Origin of the sequence: Dickeya oryzae (assembly GCF_009372235.1) — a bacterium.
GTDB classification, from domain to species: domain Bacteria; phylum Pseudomonadota; class Gammaproteobacteria; order Enterobacterales; family Enterobacteriaceae; genus Dickeya; species Dickeya oryzae.
The window spans coordinates 16303-36703 of the sequence record NZ_ML762920.1 but is presented as its reverse complement, the minus strand read 5'-3'; the positions used below and the strand labels follow the sequence as shown (position 1 = coordinate 36703).

Sequence of the window (20401 nt, the reverse complement as noted above, 5' to 3'; positions counted from 1 at the left end):
GCATACTTAATCGTAGCTTATTCTGAGAAAAGTGATGTGAAATCGGTAGCTTGGATGAAAGCTTTAGGGAGAAAGCCGGATAACGCGCCGTCAGCGCTACGCCTGATAGCGACACACCGCTATGGGTTATCCTACGTTGTTGTGTCCACTCTCTCATAATAAATAAAAGCTATATCTGCAACAGATGACAATTAATACCCGCATGTTAAAGTAGGTTTTTATTTTGGTGTTTAAACTGTTACGCAGCATATTTCGCCGGATTGGCGGAGGAAGCAGGGAGAATAGCAATAATGAAGGTGGTAATTTTAGGGAGTGGTGTTATCGGCGTCAGTACCGCCTGGTATCTGGCGCAATCAGGGCATGATGTCACGGTTATTGACCGGCAGGCTGAGCCAGCCCTGGAAACTAGCGCAGCTAACGCGGGGCAGATTTCCCCCGGTTATTCTGCCCCCTGGGCGGCACCGGGTATTCCGCTTAAGGCCGTCAAATGGCTCTTTCAGCAGCATGCCCCGTTGGCGATTCGCCCGGACTTTACCGCCACGCAACTGCGCTGGATGTGGCAGATGCTGTTAAATTGCGACAGCGCACACTACCGGGTTAATAAAGCCCGCATGGTACGGCTGGCTGAGTACAGCCGTGATTGCCTGCAAGCGCTGCGTGCCGCAACCGGCATTGCCTATGAAGGGCGTCAGGGGGGAACATTACAACTGTTCAGAACCCCACAGCAGTATGAAAATGCTTACCGGGATATCGCGGTGCTCAAGGAAGCCGGTGTCCCGTATGAATTGCTGGAGGCAAGCCAACTGGCGTCTGTCGAACCGGCGTTGGCAGGCGTGCGCCACAAGCTCACCGGGGGATTGCGACTGCCGCATGACGAAACCGGTGATTGCCAGCTGTTTACTCAGCAGCTGGCGACGCTGGCGGCAGCGGCGGGGGTTACCTTCCGTTTCAATAGCCCGATACAACATCTCGCCGTGGAAGGGCAACGGGTTAGCTCCGTGCATTGCAACGGTGAAAAAATTACTGCAGATGCTTATGTGATGGCATGCGGCTCCTATTCTCGCGGCTTACTGGAAAAATGGTTCGATATCCCGGTCTATCCACTCAAGGGGTATTCGCTGACGATCCCGCTCTCCAGCGAAGAGGGGGCACCTGTGTCCACCGTACTGGATGAAACCTATAAGATTGCGATTACGCGTTTTGATCAGCGCATTCGCGTCGGCGGTATGGCTGAGATAGCTGGGTTTGATCTCTCGTTGAGCCAGAAACGCCGGGCTACGCTGGAAATGGTGGTGCGTGATCTGTACCCCAACTGTGGGCCAGTGGAACAGGCGACGTTCTGGACTGGGCTGAGACCGATGACGCCAGATGGCACGCCATTGGTGGGGCGTTCCCCCTTGCAAAACCTGTATCTGAACACCGGCCACGGCACACTGGGGTGGACAATGGGGTGCGGCTCCGGTCAGTTGCTCGCCGATATTATCTCCGGCAAAACGCCAGCCATTGAGTACGACGATCTCTCTTTCTCTCGCTACGCCTGACTTCGCCATTCCTGTTGGACGTTAACCGCTCTGATTGGGGCGGTTAACTATAAAAGGGATCCTGGCAGATCCCTTTCGATATATGAATGGTTAATTTGCCAACGGTGCATCCGGGTGCAGGCCCAGCCAACCGGGGGTGGGATCGCCTTTGGCTTCGCCTACATACAGACTCATTTGGGCGCGGAAGCGTTCAACGGCAGCGCGATCAGACATGAAATCAGCAAACGCCTGCGGGCGGGTGTTACTGTATTCCCAGATATGCTTATAACCTGCGGGCGGAGCCACATCGGTACGCACTGACCACATCCGCGCAACCTGCGTTTGTGTTTGTGGGGCCAGCAGCCAGCTCAGATACAACTTGGCGCTTTCAGGATGTTTGGCCTGTTTGAAGATGGCAGCACGCTGCGCCCAGGAGACAAAGGGGTCTGATTTCGGCAGTACAAATCGGGTTACCGAACCTGCTACGGGAACCAGTGCGCCAGAACTGCTTGGGGTGGCGCTGTATTTACCGGTGGCTATTTGCGCGCCGGGGACGTTAGTGCCTCGGGCATAAACCGGGTCTTGCTCCTGAAGTTTTTCTACAAACTCCCAGCCGTATTTATCCACTATCTGTTTGTACCAAAACAGCACCGCGTCATCGTCGTTTGGATAGGCCAGTATCAGGTTGCCTTTTAAATCTGGGCGCAGATAGTCGTTAGCCTCTCGCGGCCAGGATTTCTCATCCAGCAATTGGGTGTTGACCAGGTTACTAAACGCGATGACGTACGCACCAATCCAGGCACCGTCTGCGTCACGAAATTCCGGGTAAATTTTGTCCCAGCCTACGGGTTTGTAATTCAGCAAAACCCCCTGTTTTTTCCAGCGAGGGAAATCCTGCACGGTCTGTAACTGCACCACATCCGGAATCAGGGTATTGGTCGCCAGTTGGTTGTCGATACGCGCGTCGTGATATTTGCTGTAGTCGACGATGACATTCAGCTCGATACCAGGAAAACGGCTCTCAAACGCCTGCTTGAAGCCCGTTTGCTGTGACTGCACATCGCCACCGGCATAAACGGTGACCGTCCCGCCTTCTCTGAGCGCGCTCTGATAAATTTCATCCAGTGAACGGGTATCGGGAGCAACGGCAGCCTGCGTTTGCCAGCTGCTGATGCCCGCCATCATGGTCAAGAGTAGTGCGGTTTTTTTTAAGTACTTCCCAGTGTATTGCATCGTGGTCTCCTGACTGGGGTGATAAAAGCCGTGCCGACAGGCGACAACCTTCAGAATTGAACGACAGCGACGGCGTAATAAGCGAACGACTGCAGGTGTTTTTCCCTTTTTCTGTCAGGGAATTGAGAGTTGAGTTTATCGGATTAAATAAAAACAAACAGGAAGAAAACATGAACGAAATGATTAAAAATACTGAATGATTGTGGCGGTGAATTGTTCTCTATGTGCGATTTATTCTGGAGTTAAATGGTGGAGAACGGGATGTAGTACAACGTTATTATTAATTTTTTCTAATTTTTTTGATTGGGTAAGAAAATGGTCTGATTGTACAGAAAGAATGCAGAGATCACAGACAAGGGCAAAACGCCCTGTCTGACAGGGGCTCAGAGTTCGAAACCGGGGGCGACCTCTTTCACCGGTTTTCGACAGGCAGCAGGTACATCGGAGGCCGGAGAACGGGCGTTGCAGTCAGGAGCAAACGGGTTAAGCAACTCACGGTTAACGTAGATCAACAAGAGAAGGAGTATTAACACAATGGTGCGCAGGCGTTTTTTCTTTTTCATATCATGTGCCGACAGTTTACGCGTGGCGAGTGGAAATCAGGTTGGATTAGATTACGGGAGTCGTTCATTACTGTCTTGCTTTACAAACTTTTGTCATTACGATTCAGGATGGTTCATTTCGTCAGGCTCGGATGCGGCATCACGAGAGGAAACGTCGTACTGGCATCAGGCATAAAAAAACCAGCGTCTGGCGCTGGCTTGTAAGGTGGGATAGGCTCACGAATTATAACGCATGCCGTTGTTGTTGTAGGGCGATCAAATGGTCGGCTATCTGACGAATAACCCAGAATGCCGTTTGTCCTACGTCGCTGTTCATTTCTGGATCCAACGTGGTATCCACGCTTTTCAGAAAATCAGCCTCCAACGAGTCGACAAAAGCGTCAAAGTCGAACTGACCACTACGCGGTAATTCTTTTTTGCTCAAAACCAGATTGAAACGTCGGGTAACCATCTGGATAGCCTGTTCGAATGCCTGACGTTGTGCGGGTGTGATATATCCGCCCCGGTCGACCAGTTCAGTCCAGCGGGTAGGCGTGCCGATATCATGTTCGGTCATGATGAATTTCCTGTCAGTAGCGTGGTGGATTTAGGCTCTTATTCGGTGTTCCACTCGATCGCTGCGCGCCGTAAAGCCCGTTATTGCCTAATCCATTATTCGTTATGCGGTCCGTGCCGCCAATACCGCTCGCAAGCCCCGTGCTGGGGATGCGAAGCGTGATGCTGATATCTGACATGATATGCCCCTTTAACCCAAAGATGAGATACCGTTCCCCAAACAGGCAGGCGACACGGCCTGCCTTTCGCCGAATGAACTGTCTTTAACCGACTAAAAAACGCGCCTGATGTGTTTTCCTCCGGGAGATAACAAACCGGCGCGTGAGATGATCACACCGTGGCGTTGTCGGTATTGCTGCCTGCCTCGGCAGGTGCAGGAGCCATACCGAGTGGTGTTCCGCCTTTGCTGTCGGCCAGTTCGCTGGCGTTATGGCTGGCCCCGGTTGGTGCGATACCGCCAGTTTCAGGTGCCGTGCCGCTCAGAACTGGGTTTGCCCCGCTACCGGCAGCCGGTGTGGTGCTACCGACACCGGGGGCCGCATTGCCGCCGGATACCGGTGCTGCACCACTTCCGCCACCGGAGCCGCCCTGAGGCTGACCAAATTGGTTTTTCTGGTTTTCCATCAGCATCGCCACCAATGCCATCAGGATTTTCACCAACGGGTTATCACTGATTTGGCCGCCACCATCCTGCGTTGGAGAAATGCCGTTGCCGAGGCTGTTTTCGCCTGAGTCCTGCAACAGTGATTTACTGAGATCCTCCAGACCGCCTGTTCCCCCAGGCCCGGATGCACCGCCTGCACCTTGCGCGCCGCCCAGTCCGCTACCTTGCAATCCCTGCCCGCCTTGTGCCCCGTTTTTCGGCATCAGCAAGTCCAGCAATTTCGTCAGCATGTCGGTCAGCCCGTTTTGACCCTGGCTACCGTTTGCTCCCGCGCCATCACCCAGGCCGCTCAAGCCGCTATTCAGTCCGTCGCCCAGACCGTTGCTCTGCCCGCCGCCTTGTGCGTTACCTGCACCGCCACCAAGTGCATCACTGGTTCGCCCGAGAGGACTGTCGCCGCTGCCCTGACCGTCTTTGTTGTTCAGCAGACTGGGGAGCAGCGCGGTCATGAGCACCGCCAGCGCCTCCAGCAGTTTGTTTTCCTGCGCACTGGATTGATTGCCGGAAAGCCCGTTACCACGCGGGCCGTTATTGAGGTTGTCTGCACCGCCAACGCCACCCAGTCCGCCATTCAGGCCAGCACTGGGGAGACTTAGCGTGATGTTGATATCAGCCATAGTTCGCCTCTGTTTATCAGGATGTGGATGCCCGTTATCGAAAACGAGCGCGTGTCAGCACGGCAAATGCCCGCTGTTTGCTGAGTGAGGAACGCGGCGTGATGGTTCCATCCCTCACGGTGGGGGAATGCACGCAGGGGGAATGTGGGAGAGCACTTTGTTGGTAAGGGGAACTGAAGGTGAGCACCGGCCACTCAACAGGCATCACCGCACTCAATCCAGCACACGGGAGAAGGCCAATGTTGGGCAACATTAATTCTATTCAGCGACAAGCGTCGTTGACAGACATCCAGAACTCCGCCCCCCAATGCAGTCATACACTGACGCAAGGCAGTACGAGCGTGCCCGCGCAGTCCACGTCAGCGTCACTGCAACGGGCAGGAATGCACGCCGGTATCGCACACGTTAGCCAGCAGCCGTCGCTTCCCAATGGTGAAGGTGCGCAGATTGGCCGTTCTCCCAATTTGCAGGGCATGAAAGGGGCGATAGACCGTGCGCTATCGACAACCGCGAATACGCCTGCGGTGGCTGGGTCAGGCAGCGTGATATCGCTGGATAAGAAAGGGCGGCTTGAACTGGGCGAAGGGGTGTCCGATCACCTGAAAACGCTGTTGTCGCAAACGCTCGGTAAGAACGCGTTGCCCTTTGTCGCGCATCAGGCTAGCGACGATGGTAGCCAACACGTGCTGATGGATAAAAGCGGTCGGCTGTTTAGTCTGCACCTGACGGGTGACAGGATAGTGGCGTTGCATTCCAGCGCTCCGCTACAGGCGGGTAAAGCCGCACAGGCGTTGTCCGGCAAGCATCAGGCCAGCTTTGCGCTGGCGATGGATGATACGCACATCCGTGCGTCCGTCGTTAACCACAGTGGCGTCACTACCATCAACCTGCCACAACCGGGTCAGGTGGTTAAGGCGTTGTTGACAGGGGGGCACACCGACCCGTCAAACGGGAACCTGACACTGAGGATTCATGACAAAGCGCTGTATAGCCTGAATGCCGATCAGGTATGGGAGAAAAAGAGCGATACGCCACACAGCCATCTGGCGGGTCAGGCCGATGGTAAATTGTATGCCGTGAAGGGAGATAAAATCCTGGCTAATCTGTCGGCAGGACAGGAATCACAGCCGTTTGCTGACAAAATTAAATCCTTCTTCGCCAATGCGCAGCACAGCGTAGCGTTACTGACGGAAAAAGAGGACAGCACGGTGCAGCTCCATCTGTTACCGAAAGCCGATGCCCCGGCAGACCAACACCTCACGCTCAACCTGAAGCTCGAAGGGCCTGTGGCGCTGGCTCGCGGCAGTGAGCAGGTGAACGCCAGAGCCGTCGGGCTGGAGGGCCATCGTTTATTTGTGGCCGATGATGAAGGCCAGGTTTTTGTCGGGACGCTACCATCGGCTGGCGACAATACCGTGAAACTGGAGCCGTATCACAGCCCGGCGTTGAATGCGGTATTGGGTGAGCACCATAAGGTGCAAGGCTTTGTGGCGGATGAACACGGTGCCATGCATGCACAGGTTAACGACGCTGCCGGGCAAAAACACCTGGCACCGCTGGCGGATGGCAGTAAACCGGGGGAAACCGAAGGATTCAAACCCGGTTGGAATCTAAGTGATGTGTTGGTGGTGGATAATCAGGCCGGGTTAACCAAACAGGACCCACCGGCGCATGAGGTGATGGACATGGGGCGGCTGGGGGCCATGGCGCTGCATGACGGCAAAATTCACTACCTCGACAGCACCACCCAGAGCTGGACCAAAACCGAGGTGGGTGCCACCCAGCTGGCGCGTGGCCTGGATAATCAGGCTTACGTGCTGGATGAAGGGCAGGTGAAGAAGCTCTCCATCAACCAAAAAGCCGACAGCGTGACCCACGGCGATAACAACGTCTTTGCTGTCACGCAAGGACGTAACTCGCCCTCGGCGGGTGACCCGTTATCCGGGCCGGATAAAAACAGTGGCACCAGAGCACTGGCAGTAGTGGATGGCAACAAATATGTTACCGCCACCGCACAAGGCGCATTGCAACTGCATCTCAACAAGCCGGGTTTACAACGTGCGGCGATACCTCCTCAGCCATTGCCGACCGACGGACTGCACGGTGAAGTGAAACATCTGGCGTTGGATAAGGAACAGAACCTGTTTGCACTCACTAGCGATGGGCAGGTATTCCGGCTGGATAAACAGGCGTTACAGGGTCACGCAGAAGCGCGATCCAGTAGCCAGTGGCAGCCGGTTGCGTTGCCGGACAATGTGAAAGCCGAGCGGTTATCGACCAGTAAAAATCACGAGCCGATGATCGTGGATGACGGGCATCAGCATCACAGCTTAACGAGCGATGGTTGGAAAACCGCCACGCCGGAAACCCCCGACACGCATGCGCCGCGTGCCGCGGCTGCGGCTTATGATCGGCTGGCAGGGGCTACCAAAGCGGTACACATTCCATTGACTCACCTCACGGGGAAAGTGGAGGCACAGGTTCTGGGGCGCTCAGGGATGGAGGGGCACAAGACCAACAGCCACTTTGGTGATTTCCTGGGGGCTTATGTCAAAGAAACGGTGAAAGAGATAGCCAGAAAGCCGATTGACGCTGCACAACACCACCTGAAAGGGCGGGAAGGGCTGTCACCGCTTTACGACACACAAGCCAACCTGTTCAAAAAACTGGAGCTGGCGGTCTCTTCTCATCGCTGGAGTGCTAAACGCGAAGATTTACAAAGTCGGCTGGAAAAACTCGATTTAGGCGAGGCTGGAAAGCCGTTGCTGGCAGCATTGACATCATTTCAGAACGATTTGGAAATGAGTGCGGCTAAATCCGCCACCTTGTTAGGCAAGCATCAGGGGGTATTGCAACCTGGCGGCGAGGTCAACGACACATTCAAACCCTCGGCATTCAAGGCGGTGGCTCAAGCCATCAATGATAAGCGTTCCGGCAACGATCTGAGTGTGGCGCTGTCGACGGTCATCAACGCGGCACCGCTTTCCAAAGACAGCAAAGCCGGGGCATTGCTGAATACCTTCGTCGCCAAAAAAGTCGATATGAGCTACCAGAGTGACAGCGTGGCAACCGGGCCACGGCGTGATTTGGGCGATGCGATGGCACTGACCAAATCACGTCTGGCGTTGGATGTCATGACGGCAAGCGATCTGCACGGCATCGTTGACAAACTGACCGCTTTCTCCGGTAAACAGCCAACCACGGCTGACCTTAAGCCGGTGCACGCGGCCCTGAGTGCGCTGCGTGATCATCACTATGGTGATAACGACGTCAAAAAGGTCACGGATATGGGCTTTACCCGGTTTGGCGCGCTGGAGGCGGATTACGATGCGGTGAAAACCTTCACTCACGCGTTTAGCAACGAGAAAAGCGCCGTCAACCTGACCTCTCGCACCTCGCTGGATGCCAGCGATAAGGCCGGGTTAGCCAGCAAACTCAAAGAGACCATTTTGTCGCTGGATAATGGTGAAAGCCTGGCCGTTAACCGCAGTTATAACGCCGGTGCCAGTACCTTCTATGTACCGGCGAAGGCCAAAGTGATGCTCAACGCCACCGCGTTCCCGATTGTGCCCAACGGCGGCGTCACCGGCGATCGCGCCTATAGCCTCACCTTCAGCCGCAGCGACAACGGTATTGACGTTAACTTTGGGCGCAATGGGGGATTGAATGCCAAAGTCGGGGTCTCAACCGGGCAAATACCGAATGATGCGAAGAAGAGTTTTGATTTCGACGATAAAAAACACACCATGACGTTGGACGTTCGCTTTGGCGGCAGTCTCTCCGCCGGGCTGGGAACCGTTCAGCAACATGGACTGAAATTCACGCTGAGCGAAAAAGAGCTGCCCGGTTTTATCGATAACCTGATGGAGGGCAAGGTGAACCCGCTGGAACTGGTAGCAAAGGGGAACGACCACCGTGTCAAAGAGGGATTCTCTATTAAATTTGATGTGGATGCGGCACTGACGGCTGATGCCCGTGCTGAAGTCAATCTGACGGATAAACCCGCGGCGTCGAAAAAAGGCAAAGTGCCGACCTCGGCGACCCGTTTTTCTGTTGGCGTGGGGGCCGGGGCGAACCTGATGTCGGCCAGCCATGAGCACAGCACGGTGCGGGGGGCGTTCACCGAGCAGAATGCGACCACCAACAACCGGGCGCGCTTCATGAACCAGGTGAATGTCGGGGCCAACGCCACCGCGTTTGCCGGAATCACCCGACCGGACCCGAATGGTGCATGGGTAGCCCCACTAACGACTGGCGCATCGGCCACGATGACGGTAGACACCAAAACCAACCACAGTATCAGTATGCAGCTCAAACCGGCCCAACCGCTGGAACATCGCGAGATGGATAACCTGCTGACAGCATTGAAGAAAAAATTCACCGACCCAGAGACACAGCAGGTATTGAAAGGCGTGAAAGCGCTGACGGATGTTGGCGAACAACTGGCTATTCTGAATACACATTTTGACGCGAAAACCCCGGCGGACGATGGGCAGTATGGTGCTATCAGGGATTTGCAGGCGAAGGTTCGACAGCATGACGCGGCGGGAAAACAGGGGGTGACACTGGATAGCGCCAGCTACAGCACGACGTACACTAACCTCGCCAAACTGGACAGCAACGGGATTTTCCATGCCTTGCGTAAGCTGGTTAGCGATAACCTGCCACCCACCAACGCTGAACGTATTCATGGGTTTATGGAGGAGAACCCGGCGCTGAAAGCCGTAGTGCAGAAAATGCAGTCACTGACTAATGCCACCGCGGGCGTCAGCCTGGAGTTGAAAGACGAGGTGAAAGCAAGGGTCGAAAAAGGCATCCAGAACAATACGCTGGGTAAGGATGACATTGCGGCTATTTTCCGCGACAGCAACAACCTGCGGATCAAGTCAGTCGATTTCACCCAAACGGTAAAAAACAAGGAAGGGCTGGCGTTTCCGCTACCGATTGTCAGCGCAGGCAGCAGTGCCGATGTCAGCATGACCAAGCTGCTGGGAAAAATTAACTTCAGCTACGGCCAGAACCAGAACAACCCCGCCAGTTTCAGTCTGGAAGGGGCTATCGCTAAAGCCAGCCCTGAGGTGTCGCAGGCGGTCAATCATCTGCACCAGCAAGGCATTACGCTGGCGAAACAGTGAGGTCTGCAACGGCGGATACCGTCTGTCGCGGCACAGTCAATAGCGACACCGCGAAAAGCGAAAGCCTGGTACCGGTTCATTAAGGCATTCGCGGTTCATTAAAGTATTGGCGGTTCATTAAAGCATAAGGAGTAAAACACCATGACCTCAGCACAACAACAGGCGGCGCGTTTGCTGCAACATTTCAGTCAGTTTACCCACACCCGGCTGACGCTCAATAACGGCATCTGTGTTCTGAATGACGCAGAAGGGCAAGAGGCCGCGGTCATCGAAGTGCCAGCACAAAGCGACAACCTGCTACTGCACTGCCAGATAGTGAACCTGCAAGGGGAAGCACGACCCGCTATCTACCACCTGATGTTACTGCTCAATTTCGAGATGGCGGCGATGCGCGGTTGCTGGCTGGCACTGGATGAGTTCGATAACCTGCGTCTGTGCAGTCAATACCCGCTCGATAAGCTGGATGAGCCGGGTTTTACCGCGTTGCTTAATGGTTATATCCGCCAGGTTGGCGACGTTCGTGCCTTTATCACGCAGTCGCTAGCGGACAGTCAGGCAGCCTGATGAGGTCTGTGCTAACAAATTCTTACCCCTGAAATTATCCTATCAACACCATCATACCGGTCGCGGTTGCGACCGGCTTCGCACGATGCGCTTCCCGGTATCACAGCCAATCCCATGAATGCTAAGATATTTACTGACTGTACTGTTATTCGGTTATTTATTCGGTACATCCGGTGCGGCAACGAGCAGAGAGAGCGATGAACGAAAACAGGCTACGACCCGGTTTGATGGCGATCCACAGCAACCATCCTGAAGCGCTGCGTGACGTGCTGGTCTCGTGGATGGCGGCCAACCCGCTGTCCGGGCTGGAAAACGAACTGATTCTGGTGCAAAGCAACGGTATCGGGCAGTGGCTGAAACTGGCGCTGGCGCGCGATGCCCGCGATGGCGGGTGTGGTGTGGCTGCCGCGCTGGATATTCAGTTACCGTCACGTTTTTTCTGGCAGGTTTACCGTGCGGTGCTGGGCCGTGAGCAGGTACCGGAAACCTCTCCCTTTGATAAACCGTTGTTGGTCTGGCGGCTGCTACGCCTGTTGCCGGACCTGCTGACACAGCCCGAATTTGCCGTGCTGGCGCGTTTTTTGCGACAGGATACCGATTTGCGAAAACACTACCAGTTGGCCGAACGGCTGGCTGACCTGTTCGACCAATATCAGGTGTATCGCGCTGACTGGCTGGCCGACTGGAGCGAGGGGCGGGATGTGCTGACCAGCCACCGACGCGGTGTGGAGCCGCTGCCAGAGGAGCAGCGCTGGCAACCGTTGCTGTGGCGGGCACTGCTGGCGGATACCGGCGAGGCGCTGTCCGGCACCAGTCGCGCGGCGCTGCACCGACGTTTTCTGGACGAGGTCGACCGGCGAGGTGACCGTGAACGTCCGGCCGGTTTACCGTCGCGTGTTGTCGTGTTTGGTATTTCGTCGTTATCGCAACAGGCACTGGAACTGCTGGCGGCTATCGGGCGTTGGACCCAGGTGTTCATGTGCGTGCATAACCCGTGCGAACATTACTGGGGCAACATTATTGCCGATAAAGACCTGTTACGTGCTGAACGCGCCCGTCAGCAGCGAAAACCCGGTATGCCAGAGGTAATTGCGCTGGAGGAGTTACATCAGCATGCCCACCCGCTGCTGGCGGCATGGGGCAAACAAGGGCGCGACTACATCGGGTTGCTTGATGAGTACGACCAGCGCGAGCAATATGAATCTCAACTGCAACCGGTTACCTCACGTATTGATCTGTTTAACAGCAACGGCGAAGACTGCCTGCTGCATCAGCTACAGGACGACATTCGGGATTTGCGCCCGTTGTCGGAAAGCCGGTCGCGCTGGCCCGCCATCGACCCCGATCAGGACGGTTCTGTCCGGTTTCATCTGGCGCACAGCCCGCAGCGTGAAGTCGAAGTGCTGCATGACCAACTGCTGGCGGCGTTTGCCGCCGACCCGACACTGCGCCCGAGCGATGTGATTGTGATGGTGCCGGACATCAACGGCTATGCGCCGCATATTCAGGCAGTGTTCGGGTTGATAGACCGGCAGGACCCGCGTTACATCCCATTCAGTGTGGCGGATCGCGGTGCACGGCAGAACAACCTGGTGCTGGCAGCGCTGGAAAAACTGTTGCACCTGCCGCAGTCGCGTGTGGCGGTCAGCGATGTGCTGGATCTACTGGACGTACCGGCGGTGCGCCAGCGTTTTGCCATTGAAGAAGAGCAGCTACCGTTATTGCAGCGGTGGATTCGGGCGGCCAACGTGCGCTGGGGGTTGCATGCGCGCCAACGCCAAAGTCTTAACCTGCCGGATGCGCCGGAACAGAACAGCTGGTTTTTCGGCCTGCGCCGTATGCTGCTGGGGTATGCGGTGGGCGCAGGTAGTGCCTGGCGGGATATCGAACCGCTGGATGAAATCGGTGGGCTGGATGCTGCGCTGGCCGGACAACTGGCGTGGTTGCTCGACCGGCTCGATTACAGCTGGCAGCAGCTTTGTCAGCCTGCGACGCCGGTGCAGTGGGGCGAGCGATTACGTGTACTGTTGAGCACGTTTTTTGCGGCAGAGGATGGCGAGGATGGCTTCATGCTACTGCAACTGGACGAAGGGTTGCAGAACTGGCTGGAGGCGTGCGAATCGGTCGCGTTGACGCAGGAACTGCCGTTATCGGTGGTCCGGGAACACTGGCTGGGATTATTTGAACAGGCGAGCCTGACCCAGCCGTTTTTCGCCGGGGCCGTTACCTTCGCCACATTGATGCCGATGCGCGCTATCCCATTCCGCCATGTGTGCCTGCTGGGCATGAATGACGGTGATTACCCCCGCAACCGGGTGCCACTGGACTTCGACCTGATGGGGCAGGATTACCGCCCCGGCGACCGTTCCCGTCGTGAAGATGACCGTTACCTGTTTCTGGAGGCGTTGCTGTCAGCGCGTGAGCGGCTGTATATCAGTTGGGTTGGGCGCAGCATCCACGATAACAGCGAGCGTCCACCCTCGGTGCTGGTCGCGCAACTGCGCGACCACCTCAGCAACGGCTGGCGGACGGTTAACGCAGAGGAGGTATTGCCCGTGTTAACAGTAGAACACCGGTTGCAACCTTTCAGCCCGGAGTATTTTACCGCGGGCAGTTCGCTGTTCAGTTATGCCCGTGAATGGCGTGCCGGGTTGCCGTCATACGATGGCGCGTTATCGCACACGGCTGCCGCCCCGAATGCCGTGTTAGATGATTATGTGCAGGAGGGGGTACTGACGTTGCGTCAACTGGCCGATTTTGTGCGTGACCCGGTGCGTAGCTTCTTTCGTTTACGGCTCAACGTCTGGTTTGAGCAGGAAGACCCCACCAGCCAGGATCAGGAACCGTTTGCTATCGATGCACTGGAAAACTGGCGTCTGCAACATGAGCTGATTCAGGTACAAAAAGCCGCGTTGCAGCGGCAGATTCCCCGCGAGCAGGCGCTGGCTGAGCATTTGCAGCGTATCGCCCGGCGTGGTGAACTGGCACCCGGCGGTTTCACCACGGTACTGGAGCAGGATTTGGCAGAGCCCATGGCAGACCTGTTTACCCGTTACCAACAGGAGCGAGATAAATGGCCGACAGCGATACCGGACGAAGCGCTGTCGTTGCCAGAGTTACCGCTGGAAGACTGGCTAAACGAACTGCGCCGTGACGAACAGGGCAACCGCTGTCGGCTGGTGCTGGAAAGTGGTGGGTTGCTCCATCCCACCCGTCGCAGTTACCGACTGGATAAACTGTTGCCGTTCTGGGTCGCGCATCTGGCCGGGCACCTCGGCGGGCAAGCGTTACACAGCACGCTGGTCAGCAAAAACGGTACCGTTCATCTGCCTGCACTGGAGCCTGCGCAGGCGGCGGTTTACTGGCAGTCTCTGCTGGATGCCTGGCGGCAGGGCATGCGTTGCCCGTTGCCCGTCGCGGTGAAAACCGGGTTTCGCTGGCTGGAAGTCGGTGGTGAGCCGGGGCAATCGGCTGAGGGTGAAGCAGGGAAAGCGGCACGCCAGTGCTATGAGGAGCATGATCCTGCTAACCGCAAATATGCTGAATCAGCGTCTAACCCTTATCTGGCGCGGGCTTTCCCGACGTTCGAACAGCTGTGGGCCGACGGCGAATTTGCCCGCTGGGTACAGCAGTTGCTGGCACCGCTACACCACACACTGAAAGCCGCATCGGCGAGAAATAAAAAATCAGGGGGCCAGCCATGACGGCGAGCGCGTTACCTTCTGCGCTGGATGTACTGCGCTTTCCACTCTGCGGCAGTCGGTTAATTGAAGCCAGCGCCGGTACCGGCAAAACCTTTACCATCGCCATGCTGTATGTGCGGCTGGTGTTGGGACATGGGGGTGAGCACGCCTTCTCGCGTCCGCTCAACCCGCCGGACATTCTGGTGGTGACCTTTACCGATGCCGCGACCCGCGAACTGCGTGACCGTATTCGTGCCCGGTTGGCACAGGCCGCGGCTTACTTTCAGCCGGGCGACAAGGACAGCTTGGCGGGTGAGGATGACAAGATCGATCCGCTACTGCGCGAGCTGCGCGCCGACTACCCATTGGCGCAGTGGCCGGATTGCGCCCGCAAACTGCAACTGGCGGCGGAATGGATGGATGAAGCGGCGGTGTCCACCATCCACAGTTGGTGCAACCGGATGCTGGGCGAACACGCGTTTGATAGCGGCAGCCTGTTTAATCAGACGCTGGAAACCGACCAGAGCGAATTGCTACTGGAGGTGGTGCGTGATTACTGGCGCACCTTCTTTTTCCCGCTCGATGCCAGTGATGTGCTGGAGCTACGCGATAGCTGGGCCGCACCGGAAGATTTTTATCGCAGCGTTGTGCCGTTGCTGGACTATGCCGATGAGATTGGCATTGATGACCTGCCCGCGCAGATCTTCAGCACCGTGCGTGATGAAAAAACACGCCAACTGGCGGCGCTGAAAGCGCCCTGGACACAATGGTGCGACGAGCTGCGCGACCTGCTGAACGCCGCCGTGGCAGAGAAAAAAGCGGATGGCCGCAAGCTACAGGCCCGTTATTTCGACCCGTGGTTGGATAAACTGCAACACTGGGCCAGCAGTGACGAGACGACGCTGGATATCGGCACCGGCTGGACACGGCTGACGCCACAAGGGTTACGGGAGTGCTGGAAAATACCGGACGAAGCACCGACACATCCGGCGTTAAGCGCGATGGAAACGCTGGCTCAGCAGTTGAGCGACTTGCCGGAGCCACGTAGCCAACTGTTACGGCACGCCTGCCGCTGGATACACCAGCGTTTTCGCTCCGAACAGGAAAGCCGGGCGCAGATGGGCTTTCAGGACTTGCTGACCCGGCTGGATGCCGCATTACGCGGCGATAACGGCGAACGACTGGCCCAACGCATTCGCCGCCAGTTCCCGGTGGCGATGATCGATGAATTTCAGGATACCGACCCGCTGCAATACCGCATTTTCGATACCCTGTACCGGGTGGCAACCAATGATCCGCAACAGGGGTTGATCCTGATAGGCGACCCGAAACAGGCGATTTACGCGTTTCGTGGTGCCGATATCTACACCTATTTGCGCGCCCGGCGCGATACCGACGGTCGGCATTACACGCTGGGGACCAACTTTCGTTCCACGCAGGCGATGGTCGATGCCGTTAATCAGGTGTTTATGCAAGCGGAAAACCGTGCCAACGGCGCAGGTGCGTTTCTATTTCGTCAGCCAGAGGGCGACAACCCGGTGCCGTTTTTACCGGTGCAGGCCAACGGTCGTGATGACCTCTGGATGCAGGAAGGAACGCCAGCCGCGGCATTGACCTGCTGGATGCTGGAAACCGATGAACCGCTGTCGTCGTCTGAATACCGTCAGCGAATGGCGGCGGGGTGCGCACGTGAAATGGTGCGACTGTTACAACAGGGCGAGCAGGGGCAGGCCGGTTTTGTCTCGTCAGACCAACGCTGGCGTCCGGTTAAACCGGGCGATATGGCGGTGCTGGTTAATAGCGGGCGCGAGGCGATGGCCGTGCGGGCGCACCTGTCCGCGCGCGGTGTGCGCAGTGTGTATCTGTCTGACCGGGAGTCGGTATTTGATAGCCCGCAGGCAGGAGAACTGCACTGCTGGTTGGCCGCCTGTGCTGACCCAGAGAACGACCGGTTGCTACGCGCCGCGCTGGCCACGCCGTTACTGGGGCTGAGCTGGCAGGCGCTTGACCGCCTTAACCACGACGAGCAGGAGTGGGAACACCGGGTGATGCAATTTGTTCGCTACCAGCAATGCTGGCGTCAGCAAGGCGTGTTGCCGATGCTACGGCGGTTGCTATGGGAGTTTGATGTCCCGCGTCGGTTGCTGGTTGCCGATAACGCCCGGGCGTTGACCGATGTGCTGCACCTGTCGGAGTTACTGCAACAGGCCAGCGTGCATCTGGACGGCGAACACGCGTTGATCCGCTATCTGGCTGAACAGTGCCAGGCCGATAACCCCAGCAGCGATAGCCTGAAAGTGCGGCTGGAAAGTGACGCGGATCTGGTCAAAGTGGTGACCGTGCATAAATCGAAAGGGCTGGAGTACCCGCTGGTGTTTCTGCCGTTCGCCTGTGCGTTCCGCACGGTCAGCCATCGGGATGTGCCGCTGAAATTTCATGATGATGACGGGCAACTGCACCTTGAGTTGATTGCCAGCGACGAGGCGGTTGCGCGTGCTGACCATGAGCGCCTGGGGGAAGACCTGCGTAAGTTTTATGTCGCATTGACCCGTGCGCGCTATGCGCTGTGGCTTGGGATCGCGCCGTTGAAAGCGCTGGAGAAAAGCGCGCCCGGTTACCTGCTCGGTGCCGGTGAACCATTGGAGGCCGGGCAACTGGCGTCATGCTTGTCGCTCTGGGGCGGGCCACACAGCCAGATAGCGCCACTGTCAGAAGGCGATGACGCGGTATATCGCGCGGTACGGGAAACCCCCGCGCTGGGAAACGAGCCGCCGTTACCGGATATTCGCCGTCACCGTTGGCGCATCACCAGTTATTCCGGGCTGCAACTGGCACCGGAGGGGCAGTATCAGGAGCGACGTGAGTCCGCTGCCCATGACGCCGCTGCTGCTGAAGTACAGAGCGCCCGGCAGGAAACCTTTAGCGAACCGCAGGACGCCGCAGAACGTCTGCCGCCATTGCCGACCGGCTACGACATGTACAGTTTTCCGCGCGGTGCGGTGCCGGGCAGTTTTCTACATGGGCTGCTGGAGTGGGCGGGTAAAGAGGGGTTTGCCGCTCTGGCAATGGATCGCCCGCGAGTGGAAGATCAGGTGGCGCGACGCTGTAACCGACAGGGCTGGACACCGTGGATACCGATGCTGACTGACTGGCTGATGGCGCAACTCAACCAACCGCTGGCGTTGCCCGCATCACCCGCTGGTACGGTGTCACTGGCTGGTCTGACGCAGTATCAGGTGGAAATGGAGTTCTGGTTTGCGCTCAATCAGGTCGATACGCAACGTCTGGACCAACAGGTCAGCACCGCCACACTGGCGGGGGCACCACGCGCGCCGCTGATGCGTGACGCGCTCAATGGCATGCTGAAAGGCTTTATCGATTTGGTGTTTGAACATCAGGGGCGCTACTACGTGCTGGATTACAAGTCCAACTGGCTGGGGGCGGACGCCGCCGACTATGACTCAGCGCGTATGGCGCGCGCCATGCTAGACCATCGGTATGATCTGCAACTGGCCTTGTACCTGTTTGCCTTGCACCGCTTACTACGCTCACGACTGCCAGATTATGACTACGACCGTCATGTCGGTGGGGCGTTGTATCTGTTCCTGCGCGGTAGTCAGGCACCGGGGGGCGGTGTTTACGCTGAACGACCGGATCGGGCGCTGATTGATTCGCTGGACCGCCTGTTTAGCGGTGATACGGAGGTAACGGCATGACCCTCACTCACCATGATGACGTGGTTCAACTGCTGGATCAGTGGGTTGATTGCGGGTGGTTGCGCGAGTTGGATCGCGCGCTGGTGCGCTTTCTGCATCAGGAATGCCCGGAGGCATCACCGCTGTTGTTGCTGGGCGCGGCGCTGGTCAGTTACCAGCTTGGGCGCGGGCATGTGTGCCTCGATCTGGCCGCTACGCTGGCTGACAGCGGGTTCTCGCTGGCGCTGCCGCCGGAAGGCGATCGCAGTGACAACCGTAAGATAGCGCGCCCGGCACAGGCACTGGCGGGGGTGACCCTGTCAGCCTGGCTGGCGGCGTTGCAGCAGCCACAATTGGTGGCGCCGGGCGAAGGGGCGACCCCGCTGGTGTTGGTGGGATCGCGTCTTTATCTGCGCCGTTACTGGCAGTACGAGCAGGATGTCCGTCAGGCGATTACCCGACAGTTACGGCACAACGAAACCTTGCGTGTAGCCATCGCACCAGCAGCACTACGCCAGCGGCTGGAGGCGCTATTTCCTGCGACGACATCCAACACTACCAACTGGCAGAAGCTGGCTTGTGCACTGGCGGCGGGCAGTGCCTTTAGCATCATCACCGGTGGGCCGGGGACCGGGAAAACCACCACGGTGGTGAAATTGCTGGCGCTGTTGCAGTCACTGGCGCTGGAGCAGCAGGGCAAACCGCTGCGTATCCGACTGGCGGCACCGACCGGCAAGGCAGCGGCGCGACTAAACGAATCCATCGCTGGCGCTATTGCCAGCCTGACGCTGGACGGTCTGGCGCAGGGAGAGGCGATTCGTACGCACATTAACAGCGAGGTGGTAACGCTGCATCGCTTGCTGGGTAGCCGACCGGATACCCGACATTTCCGGCACCATGCTGATAATCCGCTGCTGCTGGATGTGCTGGTAGTGGATGAGGCCTCAATGGTGGATCTGGAGATGATGGCGGCGTTACTGGCCGCCATGCCGTGCGATTCCCGGCTGATTTTGCTGGGCGACAAGGATCAACTGGCGTCGGTCGAGGCGGGGGCGCTGATGGGGGAACTCTGCCAACGCGCCGCCCAAGGGCATTACCTGCCGCAGACCCGTGACTGGCTGCGCGAGGTGACCGGAGAGGCACCGGATGACGAGTTGCTTGACCCGCAGGGCAATGCGCTGGATCAGTCTATCGTTATGCTGCGCCACAGTTACCGTTTTGGTGCTGACAGCGGCATCGGGAAACTGGCTGATGCGGTCAACGCGGGAGATAGCGCGGCGCTGGCGTCTGTCTGGCAACAGGGGTTTGCTGATTTGGCGCAACTGACACTCACCGCGAGCGATGACAATACGTTGCGTGAATGGGTTATCGACGGTGCTGCCAGCCGATTCGGTGCCCGACCGGGGACGAGTGCCCCGGTGGGCTACGGTGACTACCTGCGACGCATGGCGTCGACTCGGCCAGCGCTGACGGCATCGTCGGACGAGTTTGATACCTGGGCCACAGAGATTCTGGCGGCGTTTGGTCAGTTCCAGTTGCTGTGTGCGTTGCGTAACGGGCCGTGGGGCGTGGAGAGCATGAACGAACGCATCGCCCATTTGCTGTATCGGGAAAGGCTACTGGCTGGCTGGCAAGGCTGGTATCCGGGAAGACCGGTGATGGTGACCCGCAACGATTATGGCCAGCGGCTGATGAACGGTGACATCGGCATTACGTTGACGGTACCGCAGACGCAGCCGGACGGTTCCCGACTATGGGTCACCCGGGTCGCGTTCCCGGTCGGTGACGGCTCCTCAGGCATTCGCTGGATGATGCCGGGGCGGTTGTCGGCAGTGGAAACGGTGTTCGCCATGACGGTGCATAAATCGCAAGGGTCGGAATTCGCCCACACCGCGTTGCTGCTACCCGATAGCTTAAGCCCGATTCTGACCCGTGAACTAGTTTACACCGGCATCACTCGTGCGAAGCAGGCCTTCAGCCTTGGTTGTGTCGGTGAACACAGTTCGGTGCTGGCAGAGGCAGTCAGCCGACGGGTACTCCGGGTCAGCGGACTGGTGGAGTAGTCCGTCAGTCACTTGTTGATAGCAACGGTCGTCGCGTTTGTTCTCCTGAAATTGTCCAGTGGTTTAGGTATGGTGCGATAGGGTGTCGCAGTCTACCTATGTACACCGT

At 57.5% G+C, this 20401-nt stretch carries 10 protein-coding genes; 6 read left to right on the top strand and 4 right to left on the bottom strand.

Features of this window, described 5'->3' with window-relative positions:
• Positions 1–290: 290 nt before the first annotated feature.
• Complete coding sequence (locus FAZ14_RS00135; RefSeq protein WP_016941423.1) at positions 291–1541, top strand: D-amino acid dehydrogenase; 1251 nt, start codon at positions 291–293, stop codon at positions 1539–1541.
• Positions 1542–1631: 90 nt separating this feature from the next.
• On the opposite strand, the gene FAZ14_RS00130 is transcribed toward FAZ14_RS00135, so the two are convergent.
• The 4 genes from FAZ14_RS00130 to FAZ14_RS00115 all read right to left on the bottom strand — a co-directional run bounded on the left by FAZ14_RS00130 (position 1632) and on the right by FAZ14_RS00115 (position 5152).
• Positions 1632–2753, bottom strand: a complete 1122-nt coding sequence (locus FAZ14_RS00130; protein ID WP_153507851.1) for an ABC transporter substrate-binding protein — start codon at positions 2751–2753, stop codon at positions 1632–1634.
• A 383-nt stretch (positions 2754–3136) separates the two neighbouring features.
• Positions 3137–3316: a hypothetical protein gene (locus FAZ14_RS00125; protein WP_153507850.1), complete on the bottom strand. Its 180-nt coding sequence runs from the start codon at positions 3314–3316 to the stop codon at positions 3137–3139.
• A 223-nt stretch (positions 3317–3539) separates the two neighbouring features.
• Positions 3540–3872, bottom strand: coding sequence for a hypothetical protein (locus FAZ14_RS00120; protein WP_016941420.1), 333 nt, complete (start codon positions 3870–3872; stop codon positions 3540–3542).
• Positions 3873–4201: 329 nt separating this feature from the next.
• On the bottom strand, positions 4202–5152 hold the full coding sequence (locus FAZ14_RS00115; protein ID WP_153507849.1) for a type III effector protein: 951 nt from the start codon (positions 5150–5152) through the stop codon (positions 4202–4204).
• A 239-nt stretch (positions 5153–5391) separates the two neighbouring features.
• Between FAZ14_RS00115 and FAZ14_RS00110 the strand changes: the two genes are divergently transcribed.
• The 5 genes from FAZ14_RS00110 (at position 5392) to recD (ending at position 20292) form a co-directional block, all read left to right on the top strand.
• Positions 5392–10287: an AvrE-family type 3 secretion system effector gene (locus FAZ14_RS00110; protein ID WP_153507848.1), complete on the top strand. Its 4896-nt coding sequence runs from the start codon at positions 5392–5394 to the stop codon at positions 10285–10287.
• Positions 10288–10428: 141 nt separating this feature from the next.
• Entirely contained in the window at positions 10429–10851 is a 423-nt protein-coding gene (locus FAZ14_RS00105; protein WP_016941417.1) for a type III secretion system chaperone, read from the top strand.
• 197 nt (positions 10852–11048) lie between these two features.
• Complete coding sequence (gene recC / locus FAZ14_RS00100) at positions 11049–14555, top strand: exodeoxyribonuclease V subunit gamma (protein ID WP_029456347.1); 3507 nt, start codon at positions 11049–11051, stop codon at positions 14553–14555.
• Complete coding sequence (recB, locus tag FAZ14_RS00095; protein ID WP_038925866.1) at positions 14552–18250, top strand: exodeoxyribonuclease V subunit beta; 3699 nt, start codon at positions 14552–14554, stop codon at positions 18248–18250. Before recC ends, recB begins: the two co-directional genes overlap by 4 nt.
• Positions 18247–20292 (top strand): exodeoxyribonuclease V subunit alpha, encoded by a 2046-nt coding sequence (gene recD, locus FAZ14_RS00090; RefSeq protein ID WP_016941414.1) that lies wholly within the window; start codon positions 18247–18249, stop codon positions 20290–20292. The genes recB and recD overlap by 4 nt, the downstream gene beginning before the upstream one ends.
• Positions 20293–20401: the final 109 nt, after the last annotated feature.